At 44.8% G+C, this 21,454-nt stretch carries 21 protein-coding genes and 1 riboswitch; of the genes, 11 read left to right on the forward strand and 10 right to left on the reverse strand.

Annotation, left to right across the window (positions count from 1 at the left end; genetic code table 11):
* Nucleotides 1–163: 163 nt before the first annotated feature.
* Genes AC0YNZ_RS11130 through AC0YNZ_RS11165 form a run of 8 tightly spaced genes read left to right on the forward strand, consistent with a single transcriptional unit; the run spans nt 164 to nt 10,020 of the window.
* Entirely contained in the window at nt 164–1,339 is a 1,176-nt protein-coding gene (locus AC0YNZ_RS11130; RefSeq protein ID WP_475826667.1) for a nucleotidyltransferase domain-containing protein, read from the forward strand.
* Between the two features lie 43 nt (nt 1,340–1,382).
* Entirely contained in the window at nt 1,383–2,579 is a 1,197-nt protein-coding gene (locus tag AC0YNZ_RS11135) for a glycosyltransferase (RefSeq protein ID WP_475826668.1), read from the forward strand.
* A 20-nt stretch (nt 2,580–2,599) separates the two neighbouring features.
* Nucleotides 2,600–3,643: a glycosyltransferase gene (locus AC0YNZ_RS11140; protein ID WP_475826669.1), complete on the forward strand. Its 1,044-nt coding sequence runs from the start codon at nt 2,600–2,602 to the stop codon at nt 3,641–3,643.
* Between the two features lie 26 nt (nt 3,644–3,669).
* Nucleotides 3,670–4,827 (forward strand): polysaccharide pyruvyl transferase family protein, encoded by a 1,158-nt coding sequence (locus AC0YNZ_RS11145; protein WP_475826670.1) that lies wholly within the window; start codon nt 3,670–3,672, stop codon nt 4,825–4,827.
* A 7-nt stretch (nt 4,828–4,834) separates the two neighbouring features.
* Nucleotides 4,835–6,028: a glycosyltransferase gene (locus tag AC0YNZ_RS11150; protein WP_475826799.1), complete on the forward strand. Its 1,194-nt coding sequence runs from the start codon at nt 4,835–4,837 to the stop codon at nt 6,026–6,028.
* Between the two features lie 11 nt (nt 6,029–6,039).
* Nucleotides 6,040–7,221 carry a glycosyltransferase gene (locus AC0YNZ_RS11155; protein ID WP_475826671.1) on the forward strand — a complete coding sequence of 394 codons (1,182 nt, stop codon included), beginning with the start codon at nt 6,040–6,042 and terminating at the stop codon, nt 7,219–7,221.
* Nucleotides 7,222–7,238: 17 nt separating this feature from the next.
* Nucleotides 7,239–8,426 carry a glycoside hydrolase family 88 protein gene (locus AC0YNZ_RS11160; RefSeq protein ID WP_475826800.1) on the forward strand — a complete coding sequence of 396 codons (1,188 nt, stop codon included), beginning with the start codon at nt 7,239–7,241 and terminating at the stop codon, nt 8,424–8,426.
* Nucleotides 8,427–8,445: 19 nt separating this feature from the next.
* Nucleotides 8,446–10,020 (forward strand): lipopolysaccharide biosynthesis protein, encoded by a 1,575-nt coding sequence (locus tag AC0YNZ_RS11165; protein WP_475826672.1) that lies wholly within the window; start codon nt 8,446–8,448, stop codon nt 10,018–10,020.
* A gap of 181 nt (nt 10,021–10,201) precedes the next feature.
* A riboswitch (cyclic di-GMP riboswitch) is annotated at nt 10,202–10,285 on the forward strand.
* 190 nt (nt 10,286–10,475) lie between these two features.
* Here the strand turns inward: AC0YNZ_RS11165 and AC0YNZ_RS11170 are convergent.
* The 7 genes from AC0YNZ_RS11170 to AC0YNZ_RS11200 form a co-directional block, all read right to left on the reverse strand.
* Complete coding sequence (locus tag AC0YNZ_RS11170; protein ID WP_475826673.1) at nt 10,476–10,805, reverse strand: helix-turn-helix domain-containing protein; 330 nt, start codon at nt 10,803–10,805, stop codon at nt 10,476–10,478.
* A gap of 214 nt (nt 10,806–11,019) precedes the next feature.
* The gene (locus AC0YNZ_RS11175) at nt 11,020–12,816 is read right to left on the reverse strand and encodes an ABC transporter ATP-binding protein (RefSeq protein WP_475826674.1); all 1,797 of its coding nucleotides are present in this window, start codon (nt 12,814–12,816) and stop codon (nt 11,020–11,022) included.
* A 47-nt stretch (nt 12,817–12,863) separates the two neighbouring features.
* Nucleotides 12,864–13,313, reverse strand: coding sequence for a lasso peptide biosynthesis B2 protein (locus AC0YNZ_RS11180; RefSeq protein ID WP_475826675.1), 450 nt, complete (start codon nt 13,311–13,313; stop codon nt 12,864–12,866).
* Nucleotides 13,276–13,593, reverse strand: a complete 318-nt coding sequence (locus AC0YNZ_RS11185) for a lasso peptide biosynthesis PqqD family chaperone (protein ID WP_475826676.1) — start codon at nt 13,591–13,593, stop codon at nt 13,276–13,278. Before AC0YNZ_RS11185 ends, AC0YNZ_RS11180 begins: the two co-directional genes overlap by 38 nt.
* The gene (locus AC0YNZ_RS11190; protein WP_475826677.1) at nt 13,586–14,527 is read right to left on the reverse strand and encodes an aldolase; all 942 of its coding nucleotides are present in this window, start codon (nt 14,525–14,527) and stop codon (nt 13,586–13,588) included. The genes AC0YNZ_RS11185 and AC0YNZ_RS11190 overlap by 8 nt, the downstream gene beginning before the upstream one ends.
* A gap of 103 nt (nt 14,528–14,630) precedes the next feature.
* A complete protein-coding gene (locus tag AC0YNZ_RS11195) occupies nt 14,631–14,768 on the reverse strand; it encodes a paeninodin family lasso peptide (RefSeq protein WP_475826678.1) in 138 nt (45 codons plus the stop codon).
* Nucleotides 14,769–14,782: 14 nt separating this feature from the next.
* A complete protein-coding gene (locus AC0YNZ_RS11200; RefSeq protein WP_475826679.1) occupies nt 14,783–16,720 on the reverse strand; it encodes an asparagine synthase-related protein in 1,938 nt (645 codons plus the stop codon).
* A gap of 395 nt (nt 16,721–17,115) precedes the next feature.
* Between AC0YNZ_RS11200 and AC0YNZ_RS11205 the strand changes: the two genes are divergently transcribed.
* A complete protein-coding gene (locus tag AC0YNZ_RS11205; protein ID WP_475826680.1) occupies nt 17,116–17,877 on the forward strand; it encodes a metallophosphoesterase in 762 nt (253 codons plus the stop codon).
* A 14-nt stretch (nt 17,878–17,891) separates the two neighbouring features.
* Here AC0YNZ_RS11205 and AC0YNZ_RS11210 read toward each other — a convergent pair whose 3' ends face one another.
* On the reverse strand, nt 17,892–18,779 hold the full coding sequence (locus tag AC0YNZ_RS11210; RefSeq protein ID WP_475826681.1) for a helix-turn-helix domain-containing protein: 888 nt from the start codon (nt 18,777–18,779) through the stop codon (nt 17,892–17,894).
* 125 nt (nt 18,780–18,904) lie between these two features.
* On the opposite strand from AC0YNZ_RS11210, the gene AC0YNZ_RS11215 reads away from it, so the two are divergent.
* Together AC0YNZ_RS11215 and AC0YNZ_RS11220 are read left to right on the forward strand one after the other, a co-directional pair.
* Nucleotides 18,905–19,684 (forward strand): phytanoyl-CoA dioxygenase family protein, encoded by a 780-nt coding sequence (locus tag AC0YNZ_RS11215; protein ID WP_110772163.1) that lies wholly within the window; start codon nt 18,905–18,907, stop codon nt 19,682–19,684.
* A gap of 235 nt (nt 19,685–19,919) precedes the next feature.
* A complete protein-coding gene (locus tag AC0YNZ_RS11220; RefSeq protein WP_475826682.1) occupies nt 19,920–20,735 on the forward strand; it encodes an alpha/beta hydrolase family protein in 816 nt (271 codons plus the stop codon).
* A 78-nt stretch (nt 20,736–20,813) separates the two neighbouring features.
* Here AC0YNZ_RS11220 and AC0YNZ_RS11225 read toward each other — a convergent pair whose 3' ends face one another.
* Nucleotides 20,814–21,092, reverse strand: coding sequence for a hypothetical protein (locus AC0YNZ_RS11225; protein WP_475826683.1), 279 nt, complete (start codon nt 21,090–21,092; stop codon nt 20,814–20,816).
* Between the two features lie 51 nt (nt 21,093–21,143).
* Complete coding sequence (locus tag AC0YNZ_RS11230; RefSeq protein ID WP_475826684.1) at nt 21,144–21,440, reverse strand: DUF3055 domain-containing protein; 297 nt, start codon at nt 21,438–21,440, stop codon at nt 21,144–21,146.
* Nucleotides 21,441–21,454: the final 14 nt, after the last annotated feature.

Consider the following 21,454-nt stretch of genomic DNA (forward strand, 5'->3'; position numbering starts at 1 on the left):
TTCATTCTAGCAGAATCAATCGTTTTTTTCTAAAAGAATAGTGAACCCAGGGAATGGTGATTGACAGATATTAGGCAAGGTGATAATCTGTACTTGTGTTCGTTTTATAGAACAAAATTTAAATTTTGTTCGTTATTGGCTAATTAGTATGAAGGAGATATCCATGAACAACGACGTCACTCTACATATGGAAGATCTGTCTGATGAATTGAGATTGATGCTTGCATTTCTCTCGTCAGATGATGAGGCGGATCAGTCCTTCGATTACAAGGAGCTGCTGCAAAGGGTGGATTGGGACCAATTTATTGAGCTGGCAAGGCATCATCGGGTATTCCCTACCGTTAACCGCAAGCTGCAGGAGCTGAAATCAGCGGAAATTCCGGTATTTGTCACCCAAATGTTTCACCGTGACTATTATCGCAATACTTTGCAAATGCTGACGCTCAGCGGAGAGATGGAGCAGCTCGCCAAGGCGTTCTCTGAGCGGGGTCTGCGTTCGCTGTTTTTGAAGGGACCGGTTATAGCTGCTGACCTATATGGTGACGTATCGCTGCGTACTTCCTGTGATCTCGATCTCCTTATCCCGATAAAGGAGCTGGAGCAGGCAGAAGCGCTTCTGGTTTCTCTTGGGTATGAAAAGGATGAATATATCGTTTCCGTATTGAATGATTGGAAGTGGAGGCATCATCACACAACCTTTCTGCATCCGAAGAAAGGAATTAAGGTTGAGCTTCATTGGCGGCTTAATCCAGCGCCCTCCAAGGAGCCCAGCTTTAACGAGCTTTGGAGCCGTAAACGTAAGAGCGCTTTGATCAGCCGCCCGCTTTACTACCTGGGAAGAGAAGATTTGTTTATGTTTCTTGTGTCTCATGGCGCCCGGCATGGCTGGTCGCGGCTGCGCTGGCTGCTCGACATCAAGCAGCTGGTCAATCAGAAGCTGGATTGGCCGAAGCTTACCCGGCTGCTTAGCAAGCATAGTTATTCCCATATCGGCGGGCAGGCGCTGCTGTTAGCGGCACGCTTATTATCCCTTCCCCTTCGGGACGAGATGAAGCCGCTGCTCGCTGGAAGGAAGGCGCATTGGCTGGCTGAGGATACGATGTTTTATGTGCACAGGCTGGTCAATTTACACTCCCCGCCGATACCGGAAGAAATAAGCCGCTTTCATAAGCGTTATCTCTTCGCCTTATTAACGGTTCCGCAAAAAATACAGTTTGTTGCCAGCTTCCTGTTTCCTTATCCCGAGGATGCGGAGACGCTGCCGCTTCCAAAGGCGCTTCACTTCCTGTACTTTCCGCTGCGGCCTTTTTTATGGCTGTTTAGGAAAACGAAAAGTTAAGCTTTTTACTATTTAGATTAAATTTGGTGACTAGGAGATTGAGATGAGAAACGTATTAGTTGCTTCTTATGATATGGAGGTTGGCGGCGTAGAAAGAAGCTTAGCCAGCATGCTCGACGAATTTGACTATGTTGAACATTCAGTCGACTTGATGTTGTATCGACATAAAGGTGATTTCATGAATCTTCTAAACAAAAGAGTTCATTTGTTGGATGAAATTCCTGAATACACCTCTTTTCGTAAAAGCATAGGCGAGACTCTTAGAGCCAAACATCTCTGGATAGGACTTACGCGTGTATTATCGAAGGTCCTTGTATCATTATTAGGCAAAATCAACGGTATCTCCGAGTCAGGATATATACAGCAGCAACTCATGTGGAAATTTGCGCTGCCTTTTCTTCCGGATGTCAAGAAAGAATACGACGTGGCAATCAGCTATCTATGGCCTCATTATTTTGTAGCGGAAAAGGTACGTGCCAGAAAAAAAGTGGCTTGGATTCATACCGATTTTTCTACCGTGAGCACGAACCGCAAAATGGATTTAAAGATGTGGCATAAATTCGACTACATCGTCGCTGTATCGGATGCATGTAGAGAATCGTTTTTGAAGAAATACGAATCTTTAAGAAATAAGGTTATTGTGATGGAAAATATTATGTCGCCCGAATTTATTAAAGTAATGGCCGATGAAGAGGTATCGGACAATCCAATGGCGTCGGATCCCCGCTTTAAATTGTTGACGGTTGCCAGATTGTCTCACGCAAAAGGAATAGATAATGCCGTTAGGGCATTTAAAGTGCTTGCCGACAAAGGTTACGACGACATGGTTTGGTATGTTGTGGGCTACGGCGGAGATGAAGCTGTCATTCAGGATTTGATTGTCCAGTATAAGCTTGAAGGGAAATTTATTTTATTGGGCAAGCAAATAAATCCTTATCCTTATATAAAGTCATGCGACCTGTATGTGCAGCCATCCAGATACGAAGGGAAGGCGGTAACGGTCACGGAAGCTAAAGTTTTAGGGAAACCGATTATGATTACGAACTATTCAACAGCCGCAAGCCAAGTCGAGAACGGTGTCGACGGCATCATATGCGAGCTTAGCCCGGAGGGCATTGCGGGCACAATCGAGAATCTCTATCAGAACAAGGAGCTCCGAAGCACGCTCGTAAGCAATATTAAGGATAAGGATTACAGCAACAGCTTTGAGCTTGATAAGCTCTATCAAATTATAGTTTAGCACTCGCGGGTGAAAGGAGTGTGACAATAGCCGTGAGCATTAAAGTGAGTGTAATCATTCCCGTATATAACGCCGAGAAATATTTGGAAGAATGTATTTTATCTTTACTTCATCAGACGCTTCACGCCTGTGAGTTTATATTTGTCAATGACGGCTCGACGGACAAAAGCAGGTTTCTCATCGAAAGATACCAGGCGAAGGATAGCCGAATAAAGCTTCTCAATCAGGAAAATCAGGGGGTAAGCGCAGCCAGAAATGCCGGGCTGCAGATCGCTGTCGGAGAGTATGCCGGATTCGTTGATGCGGATGACTACATCGAGAAGGATATGTATCAAACGCTGTATGCCGCAGCTGTCCAACATAACAGCGACGTCGTCGTGTCCAACTTGGAGAGTGAGCTCGAGGGCAGCAGGGTGGTTACAAAATATAGCTTTCCATCTGGCAAGCCGCTGGATCGAGCTTTTATCAAGGAGCAAATTATGCCGTATTTCCTTAAAGCGGATGATCTCAACACGGCGGTGAACAAAATCTATCGGATCGACTTGCTGGCCGGGCATAGGATTGCTTTCCCGGAGAAGGTCGCCTTAGGCGAAGACGGGATGTTCAATATGTTTTTTTTCAGCCATGCGGCGACGATGACCTATGTGAATTATACGGGCTATCATTATAGGGAAGTGAAAGGAAGCGCTACCCGAAACATCAGGGAGAAGGATTACTTCGGCAAAGCAATCGAGGTATACAGAATGGCTCCCCCTCAGATCTACAATGAAATGATCCCCAGCGAAACCGTTCATCAGCTAAAGTCAATACGGCTTATCAGCAGTATGCTTTCCTACATTTACATATATTTCAAGCCAAGCAAGGATATGAGTTTTACAAAAAGATACAGCTACGTCAAGCAAATGATTAGCAACAGTCATGTTAGAGAGGCGCTGCCGATGTATTGGAATGAGATGCAAAGCTCAATAGGACGTTACGAGCGATTCATTCTGAGCATGGTGAGAGCGAGATCAACGGTTGGCCTGATGTGCGCGGTTGCCTACAGCAGACTAAGAAATTCATAACATGAATGAAAATTGGGGGATTGAGCATGAAAATTATGATGTTTGCGCATGGAGGAAGTCTGAACAGGGGCTGTGAAGCGATCGTTCGCTCGTCGACGAAGCTGATTAAGGAGAAAATCGGCGGGTCTAAAGTGTATTTGGCCTCAGAGAAGCCGCAAACCGATAAGGTGATTTCGGCCTTAGACGGAATTTATGACGGCTCGAAGTCGAGTATTAGAAAATATTCTTTGGATTGGTTCGTAGCGTCGCTTCAATATAAGCTGCGTAAAGATGAAACGTACGCGCTTGGCGTCATCGAGCAGAACATCATTAACCGGATCAAGGATGTAGATGTTTGTTTATCGATAGGCGGAGACAACTACTGCTACGGAGAGCAGCCGAATTGGTATGAGATCGATCGCCGCGTGAAGGCGCAGGGGAAGAAGCTGGTGTTGTGGGGCTGCTCGATCGGCGAAGAGGATATGTCTGAGCGGAAGCTGGAGGATTTGAAGCTGTTCGATCTCATCGTCGCGCGCGAGACGTTAACCTATGACATGCTCAAAAATAAAGGCTTGCGCAATGTCAGGCTGGCTGCCGATCCGGCCTTTACGATGGAGCAGGAGCAGCTGCCCTTGCCGGGTGGCTGGCAGGAAGGAAACACGGTTGGCATTAATTTTAGCCCGCTTGTATGGAAACGAAATCAAAGCTCGCGAGAAGCGGTTAAAGGGCTGATCAACCATATTTTAGAAACTTCCAGCATGACGGTCGCCCTTACCCCTCATGTCATCGAAGGCGGAAATAACGACTTTGAGGTGCTGGAGCAGTTTTATCAGGAATTTAAAGATACAGGGCGTGTTATTTTGCTGCCGGATCATTTGACGGCCATTCAATATAAAGGATATATCGCGAGAATGCGTTTTTTCATCGGTGCCCGAACGCATGCGACGATAGCGGCCTATTCGAATTGCGTGCCTACGATGGTGCTGGGCTACAGCGTGAAATCGAAGGGCATCGCCAAAGATATTTTTAACGAAGAAAAGCTTGTGCTCGGAATCGACGATATTTCAAGCAGCAGCAAGCTCATTCAGCATTATGACGAAATGATTAGAGAAGAAGATGAGATTAAAAGCAGACTAAAGCAATCCATTCCGAACATCAAACAAATGTCCTATAAGGCAGTTGAATATTTAAAGGAGCTAGCATGAGGTGAGCATGAAAAAAAATTTATTGTTCGTCATGCCCAGCCTGTCGGCAGGCGGTGGAGAGCGAAGTCTGGTCAATCTTCTCTCGCAAATGAATTACGATGAATATAATGTCGATTTGTTCCTGCTGAGCCATGAAGGCATCTTTATGGATTTGCTGCCGAAGGAGGTAAACGTGCTGCCTTTGACCGATACGTACAGTCGGTTTACGAGGCCGCTTCTGAGCTCGGTAGGACAGTTTATAAGCAGCGGCAGCGCAGCGATGGCCTATAGCCGTATGATGTTCAGCCTTACTAACCGCATGCCGAAGGAAGTAGGAATAAGAGAGCAGGAGAGCTGGAAATATCTTGCCAACTCCTTGAGCAGGCTTAACAAGAAGTATGATGCGGCTATCGGATTTTTAGAGAAGACGTCCATCTATTTCTGCGTGGAGAAGGTTGATGCAGTCAAAAAAATAGGTTGGGTGCATAACGATTACGACAAGCTCGGTCTGAATCCCGAATTTGACACCGGCTATTTCGAGAAGCTGGACCATATCGTGACGGTCTCGGACGAATGCGCGAATGTATTAAAAAGAAGATTCCCGAATCAGAACGATAAAGTAAATGTAATTCATAATATCGTATCTCCTAGGGTGATCAATCAACTGGCAAATAAGGAAGAAGCCGACGTTTATAATCGCAGGCAAGGTGAAATCGTTATCCTGTCTATTGGCCGGCTTCATGCTCAGAAGGGCTTTGAGCTTGCGATTAAAACCGGAAGGAAGCTGGTCGATAACGGCTGGAGCTTCCAGTGGAATATTATCGGCGAAGGCGATGAACGCGGGAAGCTGTCGGAATTGATAACGGCTAACGGTTTGAACAATCATTTTAAGCTGCTTGGCTTAAAGACGAATCCGTATCCCTATATTAAGCAAGCGGATATTTATGCGCAAACGTCCAAGTTTGAAGGGAAAGCCATTGCGATCGATGAGGCGAAAATTTTGCATAAGCCGATTTTGGTTACGAATTTCAGTACGGCCAAAGATCAAATCAAAGACGGTGTTGAAGGGATTATCGTTGAGATGAATACGGAAGCCGTCGCTGCGGGAATCGGCAGGCTTATGCATGAGCAGGGAGTAAGAAACAGACTGTCGGAGCATTTGTCCCGTCTGCAATTAGGAACCGAAGAAGAAATAGAGAAGCTGTATAAGCTGCTTGGATAGGTGGTTAGTCCATGAAGAAGAAGCTTTTGTTTGTCATGAATAATCTCAATTGCGGCGGAGCCGAGAAGTCTTTGATCTCGCTGCTGCAAACGATCGATTATTCCGCATACGAGGTGGATTTATTTTTGTTTAAGCATGAAGGGATGTTCCTGAAGATGCTGCCTCGAGAGGTTAATGTTTTGGATGCGCCAGACTTTTATCCGTATTTTGACATGTCGATAAAAACAGCCGTTGTCGATTGCGTCAAGCATAGCCGTTTTCGCCTTGCAGCCGCAAGGATAGGCGCGGGGTTTGTGTTCAGAACGGAAAAAAATAGCGCGAAATGCGAGCAGAAGGCATGGCGCTATCTATCCAAAGCGTTGGCAAGCCTGAGCAAGGAGTACGATGCGGCCATTGGTTATTTGGAGAAAACACCAATTTATTACGTGATCGAAAAGGTAAAGGCCCATACCAAAATCGGGTTTATCCACAATGATTATGACAAGCTCGGCATGGATCCGAAAATCGATACCGCTTATTTTGAAAAGCTTAGCTATATCGTAACGGTATCAGAGGAGTGCGTCAGAATGCTGAAAGAGCGATTCCCTAACTTCGGGCATAAAATCGAACTGATGCACAATATTGTATCGCCGGCTGCGATTATCGACATGTCGGTCGATCAGCTTGATCTGCCGAAGACCGGATTCACCATTGCATCGGTAGGGCGCCTTAATTATCAAAAAGGCTTTGATATGGCCGTGGAAGCCTGCGAGCTTCTAGTCAAGGATGGCTACGATATTAAATGGTACATCGTCGGCGAGGGGCAGGAGCGGGAGCGGCTGGAGCAGCTCGTTAAGAGCAAGAAGTTGGAGCATGCGCTTATATTGACGGGCTTGCAGGAAAATCCGTATCCCTACATTAAAAAATGCGATCTATATGTTCAAACCTCTATTTTCGAGGGTCGCTGCTTGACGATTACCGAAGCCAAAATATTAAATAAACCGATTGTATCGACGAATTTCACCGTTATTTATGATCAGCTGAGTCATGAGGAGAACGGATTGATCGTTAATCAGGATGCTGTCTCCATCTATGAGGGTATCAAGAGGCTAATCGAAGACGAGTCTTTGAGAAAGCATTTGACCGATAACCTGCTGAAGGAAGCTTTAGGCACGGAATATGAAATACATAAATTATATCAATGGATTAGTTAGTTAAAGGGAGTGTTATTATTTTGATCCAACTCGTAAGCATTCTGCTGCTCGGCTTGGTGGTGATTATCGTATGCATTGATATTATCCCGCTGTTCATGGATTGGTTAGGAAGAATTCATATCGGCCGTTATACGGACACAAACCGCTGGAATTCCTCGATTACAAAGGCAGGCATGAAATGGTTGAATCATACGCCTAAAATTAAAGTAACGGATAATACAAGATTCGTTATCATTGATATGCTGAGGGGCAATTATACGAAAAGTGCGATTCAGCACTGGCAAGAGGCAGCTTTGCTGCTTGGGCTTGTGGAGTTCGCCCGGGTCGACAACAGCAGGATGGCGGAGCATGAAATCAAGACGTATCTTAACGTTAAATTCGACAGCAGCGGCGGGTGGAAGCAGGAGCCTACACATATAGATGCAGCGATACTCAGCTATGCGGTGATGAAGCTTGATATGGTGAATATCGAACATTATCGGAACGCCTTCGATTATACATGGGAGTTGATTAAAGCGCATATAGGCGAGGATGGGACGGTTCAATACCGGAAATCGATGAAGCACTACCGGTATGTGGATACAATCGGCTTCATCTGCCCGTTTTTAATTGCATACGGGGTGAAGTACGGCAAAGAGGAATGCATTCAATTGGCCGTAAAACAGCTGACGGAATACGAACGATTCGGCATGCTGGATAAGCATTATCTTCCCAGCCACGCCTATCATTTGGGTAACCGGCTGCCGTTAGGGCTGTATGGCTGGGGGAGGGGGCTCGGATGGTTTGCGATTGGCCTGATTGATGCTTGGCGAGAGCTGCCGTCAGCTCATGCGTCTAAGCCTGTGCTGGAGGAAATGATTAAGAAATTTGCACGGACAGTGCTTGCCTTTCAAGCGCCGGGCGGCAATTGGACCTGGACGGTTAGCCGCGGCGAGTCGAGGGCCGATTCATCGACAACGGCAACGCTTGGCTGGTTTTTGCTTCAAGCTTCGCACATCGCTGAACTGTCAGCGCCATGCGCAGAAGGCGCTGAGCGTGCCGTTCGTTATTTAATGAAGGTGACCAGGCGGAGTGGGGCAGTCGATTTCTCGCAAGGGGATACGAAGGATATCGGCGTATATTCCATGCTCTTTAATATTTTGCCATTTACGCAAGGCTTCTGTATACGCATTATTAACGCAAGCCAGCAAACTAAGGTCGGATAAACCAAGGCAGGGGATCAACATGAGGGTGAAGAGCTCTTTACTAAATATTACGGCCGGTATCGGCAATCAAATCATTATAACGGTTTTAAGCTTCGTATCGAGAACGGTCTTTATTAATAGCCTGGGCGTCGAGTACCTGGGCATTAACGGATTGTTTACGAGCATATTAGCGATGCTTTCTTTGGCGGAGGCAGGGATCGGCTCAAGCATCGTCTATAATTTGTATAAGCCTGTGGCTGATAATGACCGGCCCAAAATAATGGCATTAATGAATCTGTACAAAAAAGCTTACATGGTGATTGCGGGAGTTGTACTGCTGCTCGGGCTTGGCATTATGCCTTTTCTTGATGTTTTTATTAAGAATACTAGTGTTGAAAATATAACCATCATTTATATGCTGTTTCTGATTAATACGGTAGCTCCGTATTTGTTCGTTTATAAATACTCGTTCTTGAACGTAAATCAGAAAAACTATATCGTAACGGCTGTATTTTCCATTTCTTCGATCCTCTCAATCTGCGCCAAAATCGCCATCCTCTATTTTACGCAGCATTTTATTTTCTATTTGATTGTGGACTGTATTGTCACGCTTACGACATCGATCATTTTAGCTATGATGGTAGATCGGATGTATCCATTTCTCAAGCAGAAGATAAATCCCAAGCTCGATCCGGAAACCAAAGCAAATTTTATAAAAAATATGAAAGCGATATTGCTGCAAAATGTCGGCACATACTTTATTTTCGGTGTAGACAGCATTCTTATTTCTTCATTCATCAGCGTAGCGGCAGTTGGCCTCTATTCGAACTATAAAATGCTAATCGACCTATGCCGCACGTTTATCAATCAAGTGTTTGCCAATATGTATCACAGCGTGGGCAATTTGGTGGCAAAAGAAAGCGAAGAGAAGGTCTTTCATGTATTTAAAGTCACGATGCTGCTAAACTTTTGGCTTTATTCCTTTCTTGCGATCATGCTTTACTTATTAATAGAACCGATGATTCTGGTGTGGATCGGTTCGGAATTCGTGATGGGGCCTGCCGTTGTTCTTCTATTGATCCTCGGATTTTACGAGCGGGGCATGCGAAACTCGATTACGATGGTCAAAACGACGGCCGGTATCTTTCATGAGGATCGTTTCGTTCCTTTATGCCAGGCAGCTCTTAATTTAGCGATCTCCTTCCTGCTTGTACAGCGGATGGGAATAGCGGGAATATTCATCGGGACGCTGGTGAGCGCTCTGATCGTACCGTTCTGGACTACCCCGTATTTCGTATATAAACGGGTGTTCAAGCAGCCGCTAAGGCTTTATTTTGTAAGCTATATCTATTATTCAATCATTGCCGTTACAGCTGCGGCAGCGGCGGGCTATGCCTGCTCCTTCCTGCCTGCTGACGGTCTGATTGGGCTGCTGCTGAAAGGCATGGTCTGCTTTCTATTAATAAATGGGATTTATGTGGCCGTCTTTCATCGGACGGAGGAATTTAAATATTTATTCGGTATAGCTCAGTCTCTTCTAAATAAACTTCCGAAACTTCGTTTCCTGCTCCTTAAGCTGAAGAAGCGCAGCCGTCATCTGGAGGCAAGTGAATAATCATAAACGAGTGACCAATAACGGTTAGTTATGCAGACCTAGCTGATAGTTCGCATATACTTCTTCCTATAGCAATGTTTAAAGAAATTCGACAAAAAATGTAATTATCTATCATATTTGTGAGACATGAAGCGACAACATGCGCAATTGCGGTGATTTATAATACATCTATAACGAATGACAAGCATAGGGAGACGTTGAAATGCGTTTAGTATCTGGGCACCTTAAACGCATGGAGTCAGTGGTGCAACCGTCCCAAATCGAATGGGGGACATGGGAATATGGTACTTGTAAATTCAGAGGAAAATCAGGACTTGGACATGGAGTGGGTAGCATTATTAATGAGCGCGCGTTCGAAAGGCTTTAGTACAGAGGACGTGCGTAAAATTTTTCTATGCCTTCAGGAAAGCAGTAAGGAAGGTATAGAGGATACTGCTTAAAAAACAAAAAAAGCGCTATTCGCGCTTGATCTTCCACTTGTTGAATTCCAAAAAGTCTTTAAACTGTTCCTTACTAACACCAGAGGCCATAGCTTCTCTAACTAAATCAGCCCATTCATGATCTAGTTGATTAACCTCCAGCTCAGATTGCTCGTTATTCAAAAATTCCTCAACGGATACCTTCAATACTACGCCTACCTTTTCGAGGAATTGAATCGATGGATTTTGTTGGAGCCCTCGTTCAATGGAGCTTAAATAAGACTTCGCGACGCCGGCTCTTTGTGAGAGCTCAGTCAGTGATAAGCCATTTCTCTTACGCAGCATCTTAATACGTTCTCCGATCATAACAAACTCCTCCGTCATTTCATCGTTGTAGACTAATCTCTATTATAACGAATATTTCAGGAATGTAAAAGCTCTTTAACCACCGCCAATGTATGATATTGGAAGCGGTGATGCGAAAATCGGACTAAAAATAATCTGATTTTTTATACTTAAGTTAAAGGGCCTACTAATGAGTAAGCCCTTTAATTCTATATTCATCTTTTCTCATGGTTTTCTATGCACTAGCCTCTGACTGATTGTTTAACAGATTACCGAATAAACTTGATGAATCAGCTGCCAGCTGACCAAACTCTCCTCGTTCAACCAGCTTCCCTTGATCGATTACGATAACTTGGTCAGCATGCCTAATGGTCGATAACCGGTGCGCGACAACGATAACGGTCATCGTGCCTTTTAGGCGGTCGATGGCTTCTTGAATTTTCTTTTCATTTTCCGTATCCAATGCGCTTGTCGCTTCATCCAGAACGAGGATGGACGGCTTGCGTATGACTGCTCGTGCCAGGACAAGCCGTTGACGTTCGCCTCCGGAAAGTCGGATCCCTCGATCGCCTATGACCGTATCAAGACCTTGGGGGAGCTTGCGCACAAATTCCGAAGAGGAGGCGAATTCTAATGCTTCCCATATCTGTTCATCGCTAGCGTCGGGTTGGATCATTTGCAGGTTTTCTCTGATGCTTGCATTGAATAAGAATGGATCCTGCGCAACATAACTGATGGATCGTCGATAAGACAACAAATTTTCTTTCGTAATCGGCTTGCCGTCTACAAAAATCTGGCCTGATTCGGGCTGCATCAAACCCATTACAAGATCGATAAGCGTACTTTTTCCTGCGCCAGAAGGACCTGCAATAGCCGTCATCCGATTCGCCGGGATATGCAGATTAATGTTTTGCAGCGTGTATGAAGCTTCGTCTTGGTTATAACGAAAGGAAACATTCCGACACTCAATTCCGTGTTCTGCCCGTAAAGGAGCTTTTGTATTATTCTCCGGTTCCATCTGCTCGACAGCATTGCTGCATTCATTTTGAAGAAGAATCAAAGCTTTGCACGCAGGTATCATAGAGGCGAGCTGCTCTAAGGTGGATTGAATATTAGTGAATCTCGGCCACAAACGTGCGAAAATGAAGGTGATCGTTAAAAGTTGTATGCCTTGCGTTTGAAAGAGCTTGAATGAAACCAAAATGAAGCACGCGATGAGCAGGGCCGATGATAGTTTATACACAAGCTGTGAATTCATTCTCAATCGAATATAGGAAACTTGCTCAACTATCATGCCTTCAGTCAAACCGGCAAGCCATTTTAAACGGGAGCGCTCGAGCGTATTGCTCTTTATATCTTTGATACCATTTAATTGATCGGTTATTCCTGCGAGGTAGCTCTGAGACAGCTGGGAGGTTTGGTTGCCTAGCGCCTTTGCTCTCTTAATGAATTTGCTCGAGAAAAGGCCGAGAATAATGCCGCATCCTAGTACGAACAAGGTCAAGTTCGGAGACAGCCAAAAAGCAAATCCGATTTGGATTAAGGTGAAGATGAGTGAGGTGATTAACTGAAGGAAAAGATTGATGGCTCCAAGCACTCGAGCTAATTCTATCGTTAACAAATTAATGAGATCGGAAGATCTCTTTTTTAGAAAAAAAGGCCAGTCAGATTGCAGAAGTGAACCGTAGATTTCAAGTCTTAATATACGGCTGAAGTGCTGTTGAATTTCAACGTTTCTAATCATAACCTTTCGCTGAATGAGGTTTTGTCCAAATACAATCATAATATAGGACCCTAAAATCATGAATAAAGCTAGAGTAGGAGGGAATTCCATCAGGTAATTTGAAAGCACCGAGAAGTAATTACTTCCCATATTCTGGCTCACGATACCGATAAGACTTAGCATAGGAATCAATAATAAAATACCAATGCTCTCCAAGAAACTGGAAATAACCATCCCGAACAGATTGATGTAAAGAGAGGGTCCTGAAAAAGCGTGCAGCCGTTTAATAAAGTGTAAAATGTAATTCATGTGTTTCTCCTTTCGGACATACCAACCGCAGCAGTATACACAATTAATCAACTTGCCTTTTTTGCGAATTTCTCAACAACAATAAATCGGTTCATGACATCCGCGCCCGTAAGATAAATGGGGCCGCTGCGCAGCCACGCATGTGCAATTAATTTTCCGTTGTCATCCTTGGCCGTGCCTAAGTAAAGGGTACATTCGATCCGCCGTCTTTCAAGCATTTTCATGCCTGCGATTGCTTTAACCAGGCATTTGCTGTCCCAAAACGTATAACGGCTGATAATATCTATCGCATGAGAAATGTGCTTTAGTTTAGTAATATCCGTTGTTATGTGCGTAATGGGGGTTTCTTCGGTTTTTACGCCTAGTGTAGGCGCGATTTTAGCAAATGGCCAGAACATGAGGATACGTGCCCATCCCAAGAAAATATAAGTTTCGCCGAACAAGAGGATGGTTTGTCTATTAAGTTTGAATAGTAATCGGATTTTCTTGATTAACAAGAATCAGACCTTCTTTCCGCAAATGTTCCAGAAAGGAAATAACATGACGTTCACATTCCTCTCGTTCAGCATCATACTCCGACAATAATTGCTCTATAACTTGTTTAACAGATATTGGACTTTCTAAACAATCCCAAATTCGTCCGCCGACCGTTCCGAGATTATAATAGTTTCCATTACGGACGCTAAGCATAACCTTCTCGCCACCCATATCACTAACAATATTTTGCTCAGAAGCTGTAACGAAATCCGATAAAGCAATCGTTTCCTCGTTAATCATTCAATTTTTCCTCCTTGGGGATCGTATTTAGTAAGTAGTTAGCCAATTCATGAGCACTAAAGCCGGAAGATGGCCTTTGCAGCTGATACATATCGACCTGTTTGACGAACTTTGCAAGAGTGTTGAAGTGCCACTCCATTAGCGCTAAACGTTCGATTAGAAAGCTGCGGAATGTATGTCGAAGCAACGTTTGGAACCTTACAAGTCCTTCGATGGGCTCTACGTTTGCGTTTGATTCCGTTTTTACGAGTTCAAAGACGCCTGCTAAAGGTAAAGGATGGCTGCAGAATCTGGAAGTGACAGGTACCGCGAATTTCGTTTCTCTATCAAACAGCGGTTGGAAATTCGATGAGCTCATACCAAGATGATCGATGGTCTCTTGCCACATTTTTTGTTGAGGATAGGAAGGCATAACGATGGGAATATGATCTTGATTAAATGTTACCGGAATTAAATCATCACTCAATAATTGATAGCCTTGTTCCAGCAGAATCGAAGCGAGCGTTGATTTGCCGGCACCGGATACTCCTAAAATGGCATAGGCCTTTCCATTAATAGCAATCGCGCTTCCATGCAGCGGAAGAATTTTTTTCTGCAGCAAAATAATTCCCATGCAGGTGCCGAGTATGTATAGGCGAAGTTTATCTTCGTCAGATCCTTCATAAGGAGAAACGGTAATGGAATCTCCATTATAAATGCAAAATATGGCGGTATCGGGCACTCGAATGAATACTTGATCGTCTTTTATTGCGAAATATTCGTTTGATGGGGCACAATCATGCCAATAGGAAGAAAGTTCGTTCTTCGTCACATTGACGGTTCCAATAGTAAGGTCGGCATGTTCATCCGTACGAGGCAGTTCAGGCAGTGGAATATAACTTTCGATCCGCAAACCAAAAGAATAATAGCTGTTTTTGTTTTCGGTCTTAAACATAATTATCACTCCAGATCGTGGTGCGATATTTGGGGTAGGTGCCCCTATACTTCTATGTATAGGGGCATCTGGATTCTAAGTATGAAAGAATGTTGATTAAAGACTAGCTGTAGTGAATAACTTCTGTTGGGTCTGGCTGAACAGCGTCAGGAAGATGTACACCAGGACCCGCCATAGTCATATTCACGTTAAGCACTTCCAATACAGGTTGTTGCCATGCTTTTTTCTCTTGATTTTGCATTTTATCACCTCCTTTCAAGCGTATTTTTTCATAAAGCGGTGGAAAATGAGGCTGCGCATCAATAGTCGAAAATGTGTGTCGAAGACTAGCTCCGGACGCGGCTCTTTTCGAAATATCGATAGGGCGTTAGTTAATTCCTTTATATTGAGATACCTGGAGCTAACCGGGTCTTCAATAACCTGTTGAAGTTCGCTGATGAGGGTGTTCCAGGAAGGAACCATCCGATGAATACCATCGGCTCCTTGTATCCCGCGTACTTTTTGATTAAGTCTAATATTGTCCGGTAAATAATTTTTTGTTGACCTGCGAATGAGCGACCGATCGAGACCGTTTTGGACGAATTGTTCCTCGGGTACCGATAAACAAAAGCGGATGACTCGCAAATCGTTGGTGGCATCACGTTCCCAAAGCGAATAACGCAAGGATTGCTTACACCCGACTGTGCCGGTTATATTCCAATAATATAGCTGTTCGAATTGCTGTTTTCTTACCTCATATGCGTTTTGTAAAGAATTGCCCCAGAAATCGTACCCATGCTCCTGCAGTCTCTCATAAACGTTTGTTTGTTTGGCAAATTCAGGGTTAATGAGAGAAGGTATGTCTGGTTTATTGTTTGACGATAACAACTGTGCAAGTTGTGGAAATGCCTTATTTCTGACAATCGGGAATACACGTGATTTATTAATACCCAAAACTTTGCTGTAAAGCTTTAATTCATTGTAAAACTTGAACCATTTAAATCTTCTAAGCAAGCTGGCCTGGTAATCTAAGGCAGGCCCCCACGAGACGGTCCAGTTCCCGCGGCTTCCTGTAAGGAGTATGCCGACGTCCGCCTGATGGGCTTGCTGATAGATGCCCTTTAACCAAAAGGAGTTTTCGAAAAATTTATAGGGTGTCTCCATGATGTCGAGCCAATCGTCCACCTCAGAAAGTGGATTCATATCAGGGAAGTTAAAATATTGATCATTAATATTGCCTACATGTTTAACCGTAGATTGAATATTTTCCCGTTCGTTCGCTATTCGGCTCTTTGGCGTCCAATCTTGAAAATCATCGAGCGGCACATAGCTGAACGTATGTAATCGTTTATTTTCCCCGCGCAGCGTTTTTGCCGCAAAGCTGACAACCGAACCGGAATCCAGGCCTCCGCTTAAGTTAGCTCCAACCTGGCGATGCGTACGAAGCCGTGAAGAGACTGCTGTCTGAAATACATCCCGGAACGCTTCTTCGTATTCCTCATTGGATTTGAGTTTTAATTTTTCTTCATTACCTATCGTGCAATATCTCGAAAATTTCACATCGCCGTCTGCGACCGAAATCGTATGGGCCGGAGGGATCTGTCCGATATGTTTGTACACGGTAGTATATAGATCAACGGCTTCGGTTGTGATGGGAATGGCCAGAAACTCGGACATCCATTGTTCATTTAATTGTTTATTCAATCCAGGTATAGAAAAGAGCGGTTGGATGGTCGTAGAGAATGCAAACTGCTCTTTCGTTCGAGCATAGTAGAGCGTGCGGCTGCCGGAGAAATCTCTCGCGCCAAACAATGAGCGGTTTTGTTGATCCCAAATGACGAAAGCGAAGTCTCCGATTAAATGCTTGGGAGCATCCTTTCCCCATTTCTGATAGGCAAGCAGGATTAGACTGCTATCAGTCATATCTTTTCGTTCTGACAATCGTACTTGCAGTTTTTCGAACAATTCAGGCCGGTTATCGATGATGGCATCTGCGGTAATGGCAAGTCCGCTCGCATAATCATAGTAGGGCAGTTGTTCGTTTATTGACTCGGGAGTAATCCACTGCGCATGGCATCCAAAGAAAACTCCTTCATGATGCCAAGCGTGAACATAATCGGCGGGATAGCGCTGCAGAGCTTGCATGAGCTCCATGCCAAGCTCAGGCTGAATAGGTTCATAATTGAAATGATAAATACCGACGATTGCGCTCATTGTATCCCCCTGTCATTCGCAGAAGCACGTTTGGAAAAAATGATTCTATTACCTAGCAATGTTCTTTGTTAAGAACATTGATGTATTTTTAAAATATGCTTGATTTACAAAGTGAAATGTTCGTGTTTTGCGGATTTAATCTGCTGCGCGAGCATTCGTTGTTTTGTGTCTTTGTTCTTTATAAAGAACTTGAGACTAGGTTACCATCTTCATTGTTTCGTTGTCAACAGGTTAATTTTTTTATATTTCTTTTCGGGTTGTCAGAGGTGCGGAGCATAATTATGAAACCGTTTACAAAAACGTCAGCTAGAGGCCTTCTGTTGAGAATTGCTTTTCTATTGAATATACTAAGTCATAATGTATGTTCAAATGCAGGATGAAAGAGGAGGGGGAGTTTGATTTACCTTATCATTGTCGGCAGCTTGATTCTCATCTATATATTTTTCATTTTCCCGACGCAATGGCTGAAGCTTGAGTGGATTAACAAGCCAATCGGCATTAATAAGCGCATTTTGCAAATTAGCGATCTACACGTTGACAGGCTGCGAGTCAGCGCAAAGCGGATCCGAAAGGTCATTAAAGCAAATAATCCGGATTATATTTTTTTGACCGGAGATTATACGTACAAGGAAAGCTATTTGCCGCGCGCCGCTCACTATTTTAAAGTGATAACTGAATGCGGCGTTCCTGTTTATGCTGTTTTAGGTAATCATGATTATGAGCTGCCTCGATTACAAAGACTTCTTGACTTATTTCAAGTTTACGGCATAAAGATTCTGCGTAACGATTCTGTGCAGCTGGAGCATTTCCATTTAGTTGGAATTGACGATTTTGGGACGGGTCACAGTAATATCGGGCCCGCCTTTCGTCTGGTAGATGATTCGAAGCCTATTGTCATTATTACTCATGATCCAAACGTGCTTCTGCAAATTAAACGTCCATACGATTATTTGATGGCCGGCCATCTGCATGGAAAGCAGCTGAACGTGCCGTTCTTTTATGTGTTAAAGCCTAAGGGGCCTCTAGCCGCAAATGGGATATACAAAGGGCTGCACACGGAAAAGAACGGCGTTTTCTATATCTCGAAAGGTATCGGTCAAGCGGGCGTTAATGCACGGTTTATGGTTAGAAGCGAATTAACGGTTCATGATCTATGAGCTGGAAGGCATAGCTATTCGAATACGGTATCTCTGCGGCTTGCCTTCCGGAAGGCGGCCGGAGGAATGCCTTTTGCATCAGTAAAAGTGCGGGAGAAATAATGAACCGACGAGAAGCCGCAGCGCTCAGCGATTATCTTTATCGGCGTCGATGTCTGCGACAGCTGCTGTTCTGCTGCGCGGATCCGTTCGTTCCTGACAAGCATAGTGAAGGACTCGTGTACGCTTTGGGAGAAAAGTCTGGAGAGATGGCGTTCCGAAACGTTGATGTAACGGGCAACATCCGATAGATTCAAGGCAGCTCCCAAATTATCGCGGATGTACAGCTTGGCCCGATTAATAAGAATAGTAGAATTCGAAACGGGCAAAATGGTTTCCATGCTTTGGTTCTTCCCTCCAAGTATAGTGGGAAAGGTAAGGATCAAGGCATGCGCGAGCGGCTGCAGCAAAGAAATCGGCACGGCGAAACATTCGTCGCTTGGGATAAGCAGGGAACGCCATATTTGAACTGTCGGGGAATGCTGCTGGTTCTCCATCCATATCGTGCCTCTATTCAAGGCATTGTTGTAGATTTCGTATTCATCCGGCATCGAATGCTTCTCATCCAGCTCAAAGGCGACGTACAGTAAATCCAAACGGTCCACGTCTCGAATTTGATGGTGAATGCCCGGCCGCGAGCAGAACAAAACTCCTTCATAAAGCGGATAAGCGACGTTACCCTCCTCATAAATACCAGTCCCGCCAGCCACGTAGCACATTTCGAAAAAAGAATGCTTATGAACGGCGTTCGCGGGAAGCTTCTGTACAACACCCCAGTAATAAACATGAATAATAAGGCTCTCACCTTGCAGCAAGCGTGCATATCGATCCAAGCGATCTTCGCTTTTTGGCCAATTGTACATATGGACCATCAACTCCTATGGCGTAATATTGCAAAAAGATGTCATTAGCGGGTAAATACGCGAACTCTATATCCTGTCTATAATTAAGCCATATTCAAACTAATTATATGATAAGGAGAATGAACATGATCGTCAATGAAGATGTGGAATTTTATAAAGAAAATGGCTACTTGCTTGTTAGAGGCGTGTTTAATGAGGAAGAGGTGCTGGAGATGAGAGCGGCGGTTGAGCGGATCATCCAGCGGGCGGCGCAGGCTCAGGCCGATCAGAATCAAGCCTGGCAAGGCGATTTCCTGCCGCCTGAGCAGCTTAAGAAGCTTGTGCTGAAGGGCTTCCATGATGTGCATTATCATGACGCAGCGTTCACCCGGGCAGTCGTTCATCCGAAAATGGTAGCGGTGCTTAACGGGATTATCGGTCCGAACGTACAGCTCCATCATTCGAAAATGCTCGTGAAGCCGCCAGCAAACGGCGCTGCATTTCCGATGCATCAAGATTACCCGTACTTCCCGCATCTTAACCACTCCATGCTGGCAGCAAGTGTTCATTTAGATGATGCGGACGAAGAGAACGGCTGCTTAGCCGTTATTCCGGGCTCTCATTTGCAAGGACCGCTGCCGCATGTCGGCAAGCATTATCTTAATCATAAGGAGCATCCGATCTCCTCTGGAACGCCTTGCCCTGCTAAAGCAGGAGACGTGCTTTTTTTCAATTACTTGACGATTCACGGCTCGGATGTGAACCGAAGCGAAAGAACGCGCAGGAATATTCTGTTCCAATACCGCGACGCAGCGGACATTCCGACGGAAAAGGTTCATTTTGATTGGGGCATGGGCTTGATGGTGAGCGGCGAAAATGCTGATTTTAACAATGTGAAGCCAAGCTTTCAGTTAACGGAAGCATAAATAAGGCGTATCCAAAATTGCTGCTTTTACGTTGACAAACCTATATCGCAATGATATTATTCTATCATTACCAAGTAATCTTATGCGATTTTAATGAATTTCAAGTGCGAAGTTATTTTACGCTATAAACTAATTTTAAATGCTTTGCATGCGACCGTAAAAACGGAGGTGTCCTTTTAACAAAGGAACGCCTCCTTTTTTTTTCAAAATATAAGAAATTTGGAGAGTGGTTGAAATGTCCGAGAAAACGATTGTGTCACAGCCTTTTGAGATTCGTTTAAATGAACAGCTTATTCTGCGAGGTAGAGTGAAGACATTGGAAGATAGAAAAGATAAGCCTGTTGTGGTGGTTGCGCACGGCTATAGAGGATTTCAGGATTGGGCATTTTGGCCACAAGTAACCGACAGCTTAGCCGAGAACGGTTTTTTTGCAGTCAGCTTTGACTTCTCGCGCGTAACGGCTAAGGAAGCCGGCAAAGCCGAGGAAATCGTTGCCCAAGCAAGTACCGTTTCTCAGGAGCTCGTTGATATTGACGTTATTCTCCAGCATGTGAAGCAAAAGCTGCTGCCGCTCAGCACGGAAGCTGATGTCAATCGAATAGCGTTAATCGGGCATAGCAGAGCGGGAAGCCGCAGCCTCATTACGGCAGCGGAGCAGCCTGAAGCTGTGCAAGCCGTCGTTGTATGGAACGGCGGCTCAACGTCGGCGCGGGGAGCGGGCCAGTCAGATGCGACGCCGCTTCAGCAGCTGGTGGCGGAGGATGCGGAAGAGAATAAAGAACGGTTTGATGTGCTTGCTCATTTCCGAGCGTTGAAGCAGCCGGCTCTAATTGTACAGGGCAGCCGCGACAATGAGCGTTTGCTTGCGGTAAATGCAAAGCTTAAGGAAGCAAGTCCGGATCAAACCTATGTTACGATCGAAGGAGCCGACCACGTATTTGGCGTGCTGCATCCTTATGAGGGAGCGACGCTCCACTTGACGGAAGCGCTCAAGGCAAGCGTAGACTTTTTGAAAAAGTATACTAATTGCTCTTTGCAAACGCCATATTGAGAATCAAACGAATACGCGGCGTTAGAAAAAAGCCCTTGCTGGCACGTATTACTGAGTGTCTGCAAGGGCTTTGTGTGTTTACGGTTCGTCATGTACTTCAGGAAATGGTTGGCCGTACTCGTCTTCTCCGGGATAGTCGCGCGACAATCCCGCATGAAGCGCGCGATTCTCATAGCTGAAGGGGCTCAGTGACCGCTGGTCAATTCTCCATGGTGTGCTCTTGCCTTTAGATTCCATCCGCAGGTCAGAGCCATACGGGCCATCCGGGAACTCCTCCGGAATGAGGTCGTTGCGCTGCGATTCTACTGTCGATACATCTGTATACGGCTGGCGATTCTCATGAGTAAAAGGGTCCATCAGCAAACTCCTCCTGAAATGGTAATGTACTACCATTTCAGTGTACCCCGATTAATCGGTAAAATGCACCGTACCTACAACAAAGTATAAGAATTGAACGAGCTCGGCAGCTTCTTCCTCCGTAAGCTTATACGTATATTCAAGATATCCTTCTTCTTCCAAGTCATCAGGACCGATAATCGCTGTTTTGCCAGACTGCAGGTCGGTAACCAGCTTCTTGCCATAAAAACGGCTAGTGGACGTAATGGCAAGGTCAAAGCGCTTCAAGCTAGGACCGATAAACGTCACGTATCTTGTTGAAGTTTCTTCCGTTGAATCGGACATAAAATCAAAATCAGGCAGCAGCATGTTGTATAGCCTCC

This window comes from Paenibacillus sp. J2L1-98 (genome assembly GCF_056269405.1).

What these genes read in the sequence shown, in the direction of transcription:
- AC0YNZ_RS11130 (WP_475826667.1), top strand. Translation starts at nt 164, where the DNA reads ATGAACAACGACGTCACTCTACATATGGAAGATCTGTCTGATGAATTG.
- AC0YNZ_RS11135 (WP_475826668.1), top strand. Translation starts at nt 1,383, where the DNA reads ATGAGAAACGTATTAGTTGCTTCTTATGATATGGAGGTTGGCGGCGTA.
- AC0YNZ_RS11145 (WP_475826670.1), top strand. Translation starts at nt 3,670, where the DNA reads ATGAAAATTATGATGTTTGCGCATGGAGGAAGTCTGAACAGGGGCTGT.
- AC0YNZ_RS11150 (WP_475826799.1), top strand. Translation starts at nt 4,835, where the DNA reads ATGAAAAAAAATTTATTGTTCGTCATGCCCAGCCTGTCGGCAGGCGGT.
- AC0YNZ_RS11155 (WP_475826671.1), top strand. Translation starts at nt 6,040, where the DNA reads ATGAAGAAGAAGCTTTTGTTTGTCATGAATAATCTCAATTGCGGCGGA.
- AC0YNZ_RS11165 (WP_475826672.1), top strand. Translation starts at nt 8,446, where the DNA reads ATGAGGGTGAAGAGCTCTTTACTAAATATTACGGCCGGTATCGGCAAT.
- AC0YNZ_RS11170 (WP_475826673.1), bottom strand. Translation starts at nt 10,805, where the DNA reads ATGATCGGAGAACGTATTAAGATGCTGCGTAAGAGAAATGGCTTATCA.
- AC0YNZ_RS11175 (WP_475826674.1), bottom strand. Translation starts at nt 12,816, where the DNA reads ATGAATTACATTTTACACTTTATTAAACGGCTGCACGCTTTTTCAGGA.
- AC0YNZ_RS11185 (WP_475826676.1), bottom strand. Translation starts at nt 13,593, where the DNA reads ATGATTAACGAGGAAACGATTGCTTTATCGGATTTCGTTACAGCTTCT.
- AC0YNZ_RS11190 (WP_475826677.1), bottom strand. Translation starts at nt 14,527, where the DNA reads ATGTTTAAGACCGAAAACAAAAACAGCTATTATTCTTTTGGTTTGCGG.
- AC0YNZ_RS11195 (WP_475826678.1), bottom strand. Translation starts at nt 14,768, where the DNA reads ATGCAAAATCAAGAGAAAAAAGCATGGCAACAACCTGTATTGGAAGTG.
- AC0YNZ_RS11200 (WP_475826679.1), bottom strand. Translation starts at nt 16,720, where the DNA reads ATGAGCGCAATCGTCGGTATTTATCATTTCAATTATGAACCTATTCAG.
- AC0YNZ_RS11210 (WP_475826681.1), bottom strand. Translation starts at nt 18,779, where the DNA reads ATGTACAATTGGCCAAAAAGCGAAGATCGCTTGGATCGATATGCACGC.
- AC0YNZ_RS11215 (WP_110772163.1), top strand. Translation starts at nt 18,905, where the DNA reads ATGATCGTCAATGAAGATGTGGAATTTTATAAAGAAAATGGCTACTTG.
- AC0YNZ_RS11220 (WP_475826682.1), top strand. Translation starts at nt 19,920, where the DNA reads ATGTCCGAGAAAACGATTGTGTCACAGCCTTTTGAGATTCGTTTAAAT.
- AC0YNZ_RS11225 (WP_475826683.1), bottom strand. Translation starts at nt 21,092, where the DNA reads ATGGACCCTTTTACTCATGAGAATCGCCAGCCGTATACAGATGTATCG.
- AC0YNZ_RS11230 (WP_475826684.1), bottom strand. Translation starts at nt 21,440, where the DNA reads ATGCTGCTGCCTGATTTTGATTTTATGTCCGATTCAACGGAAGAAACT.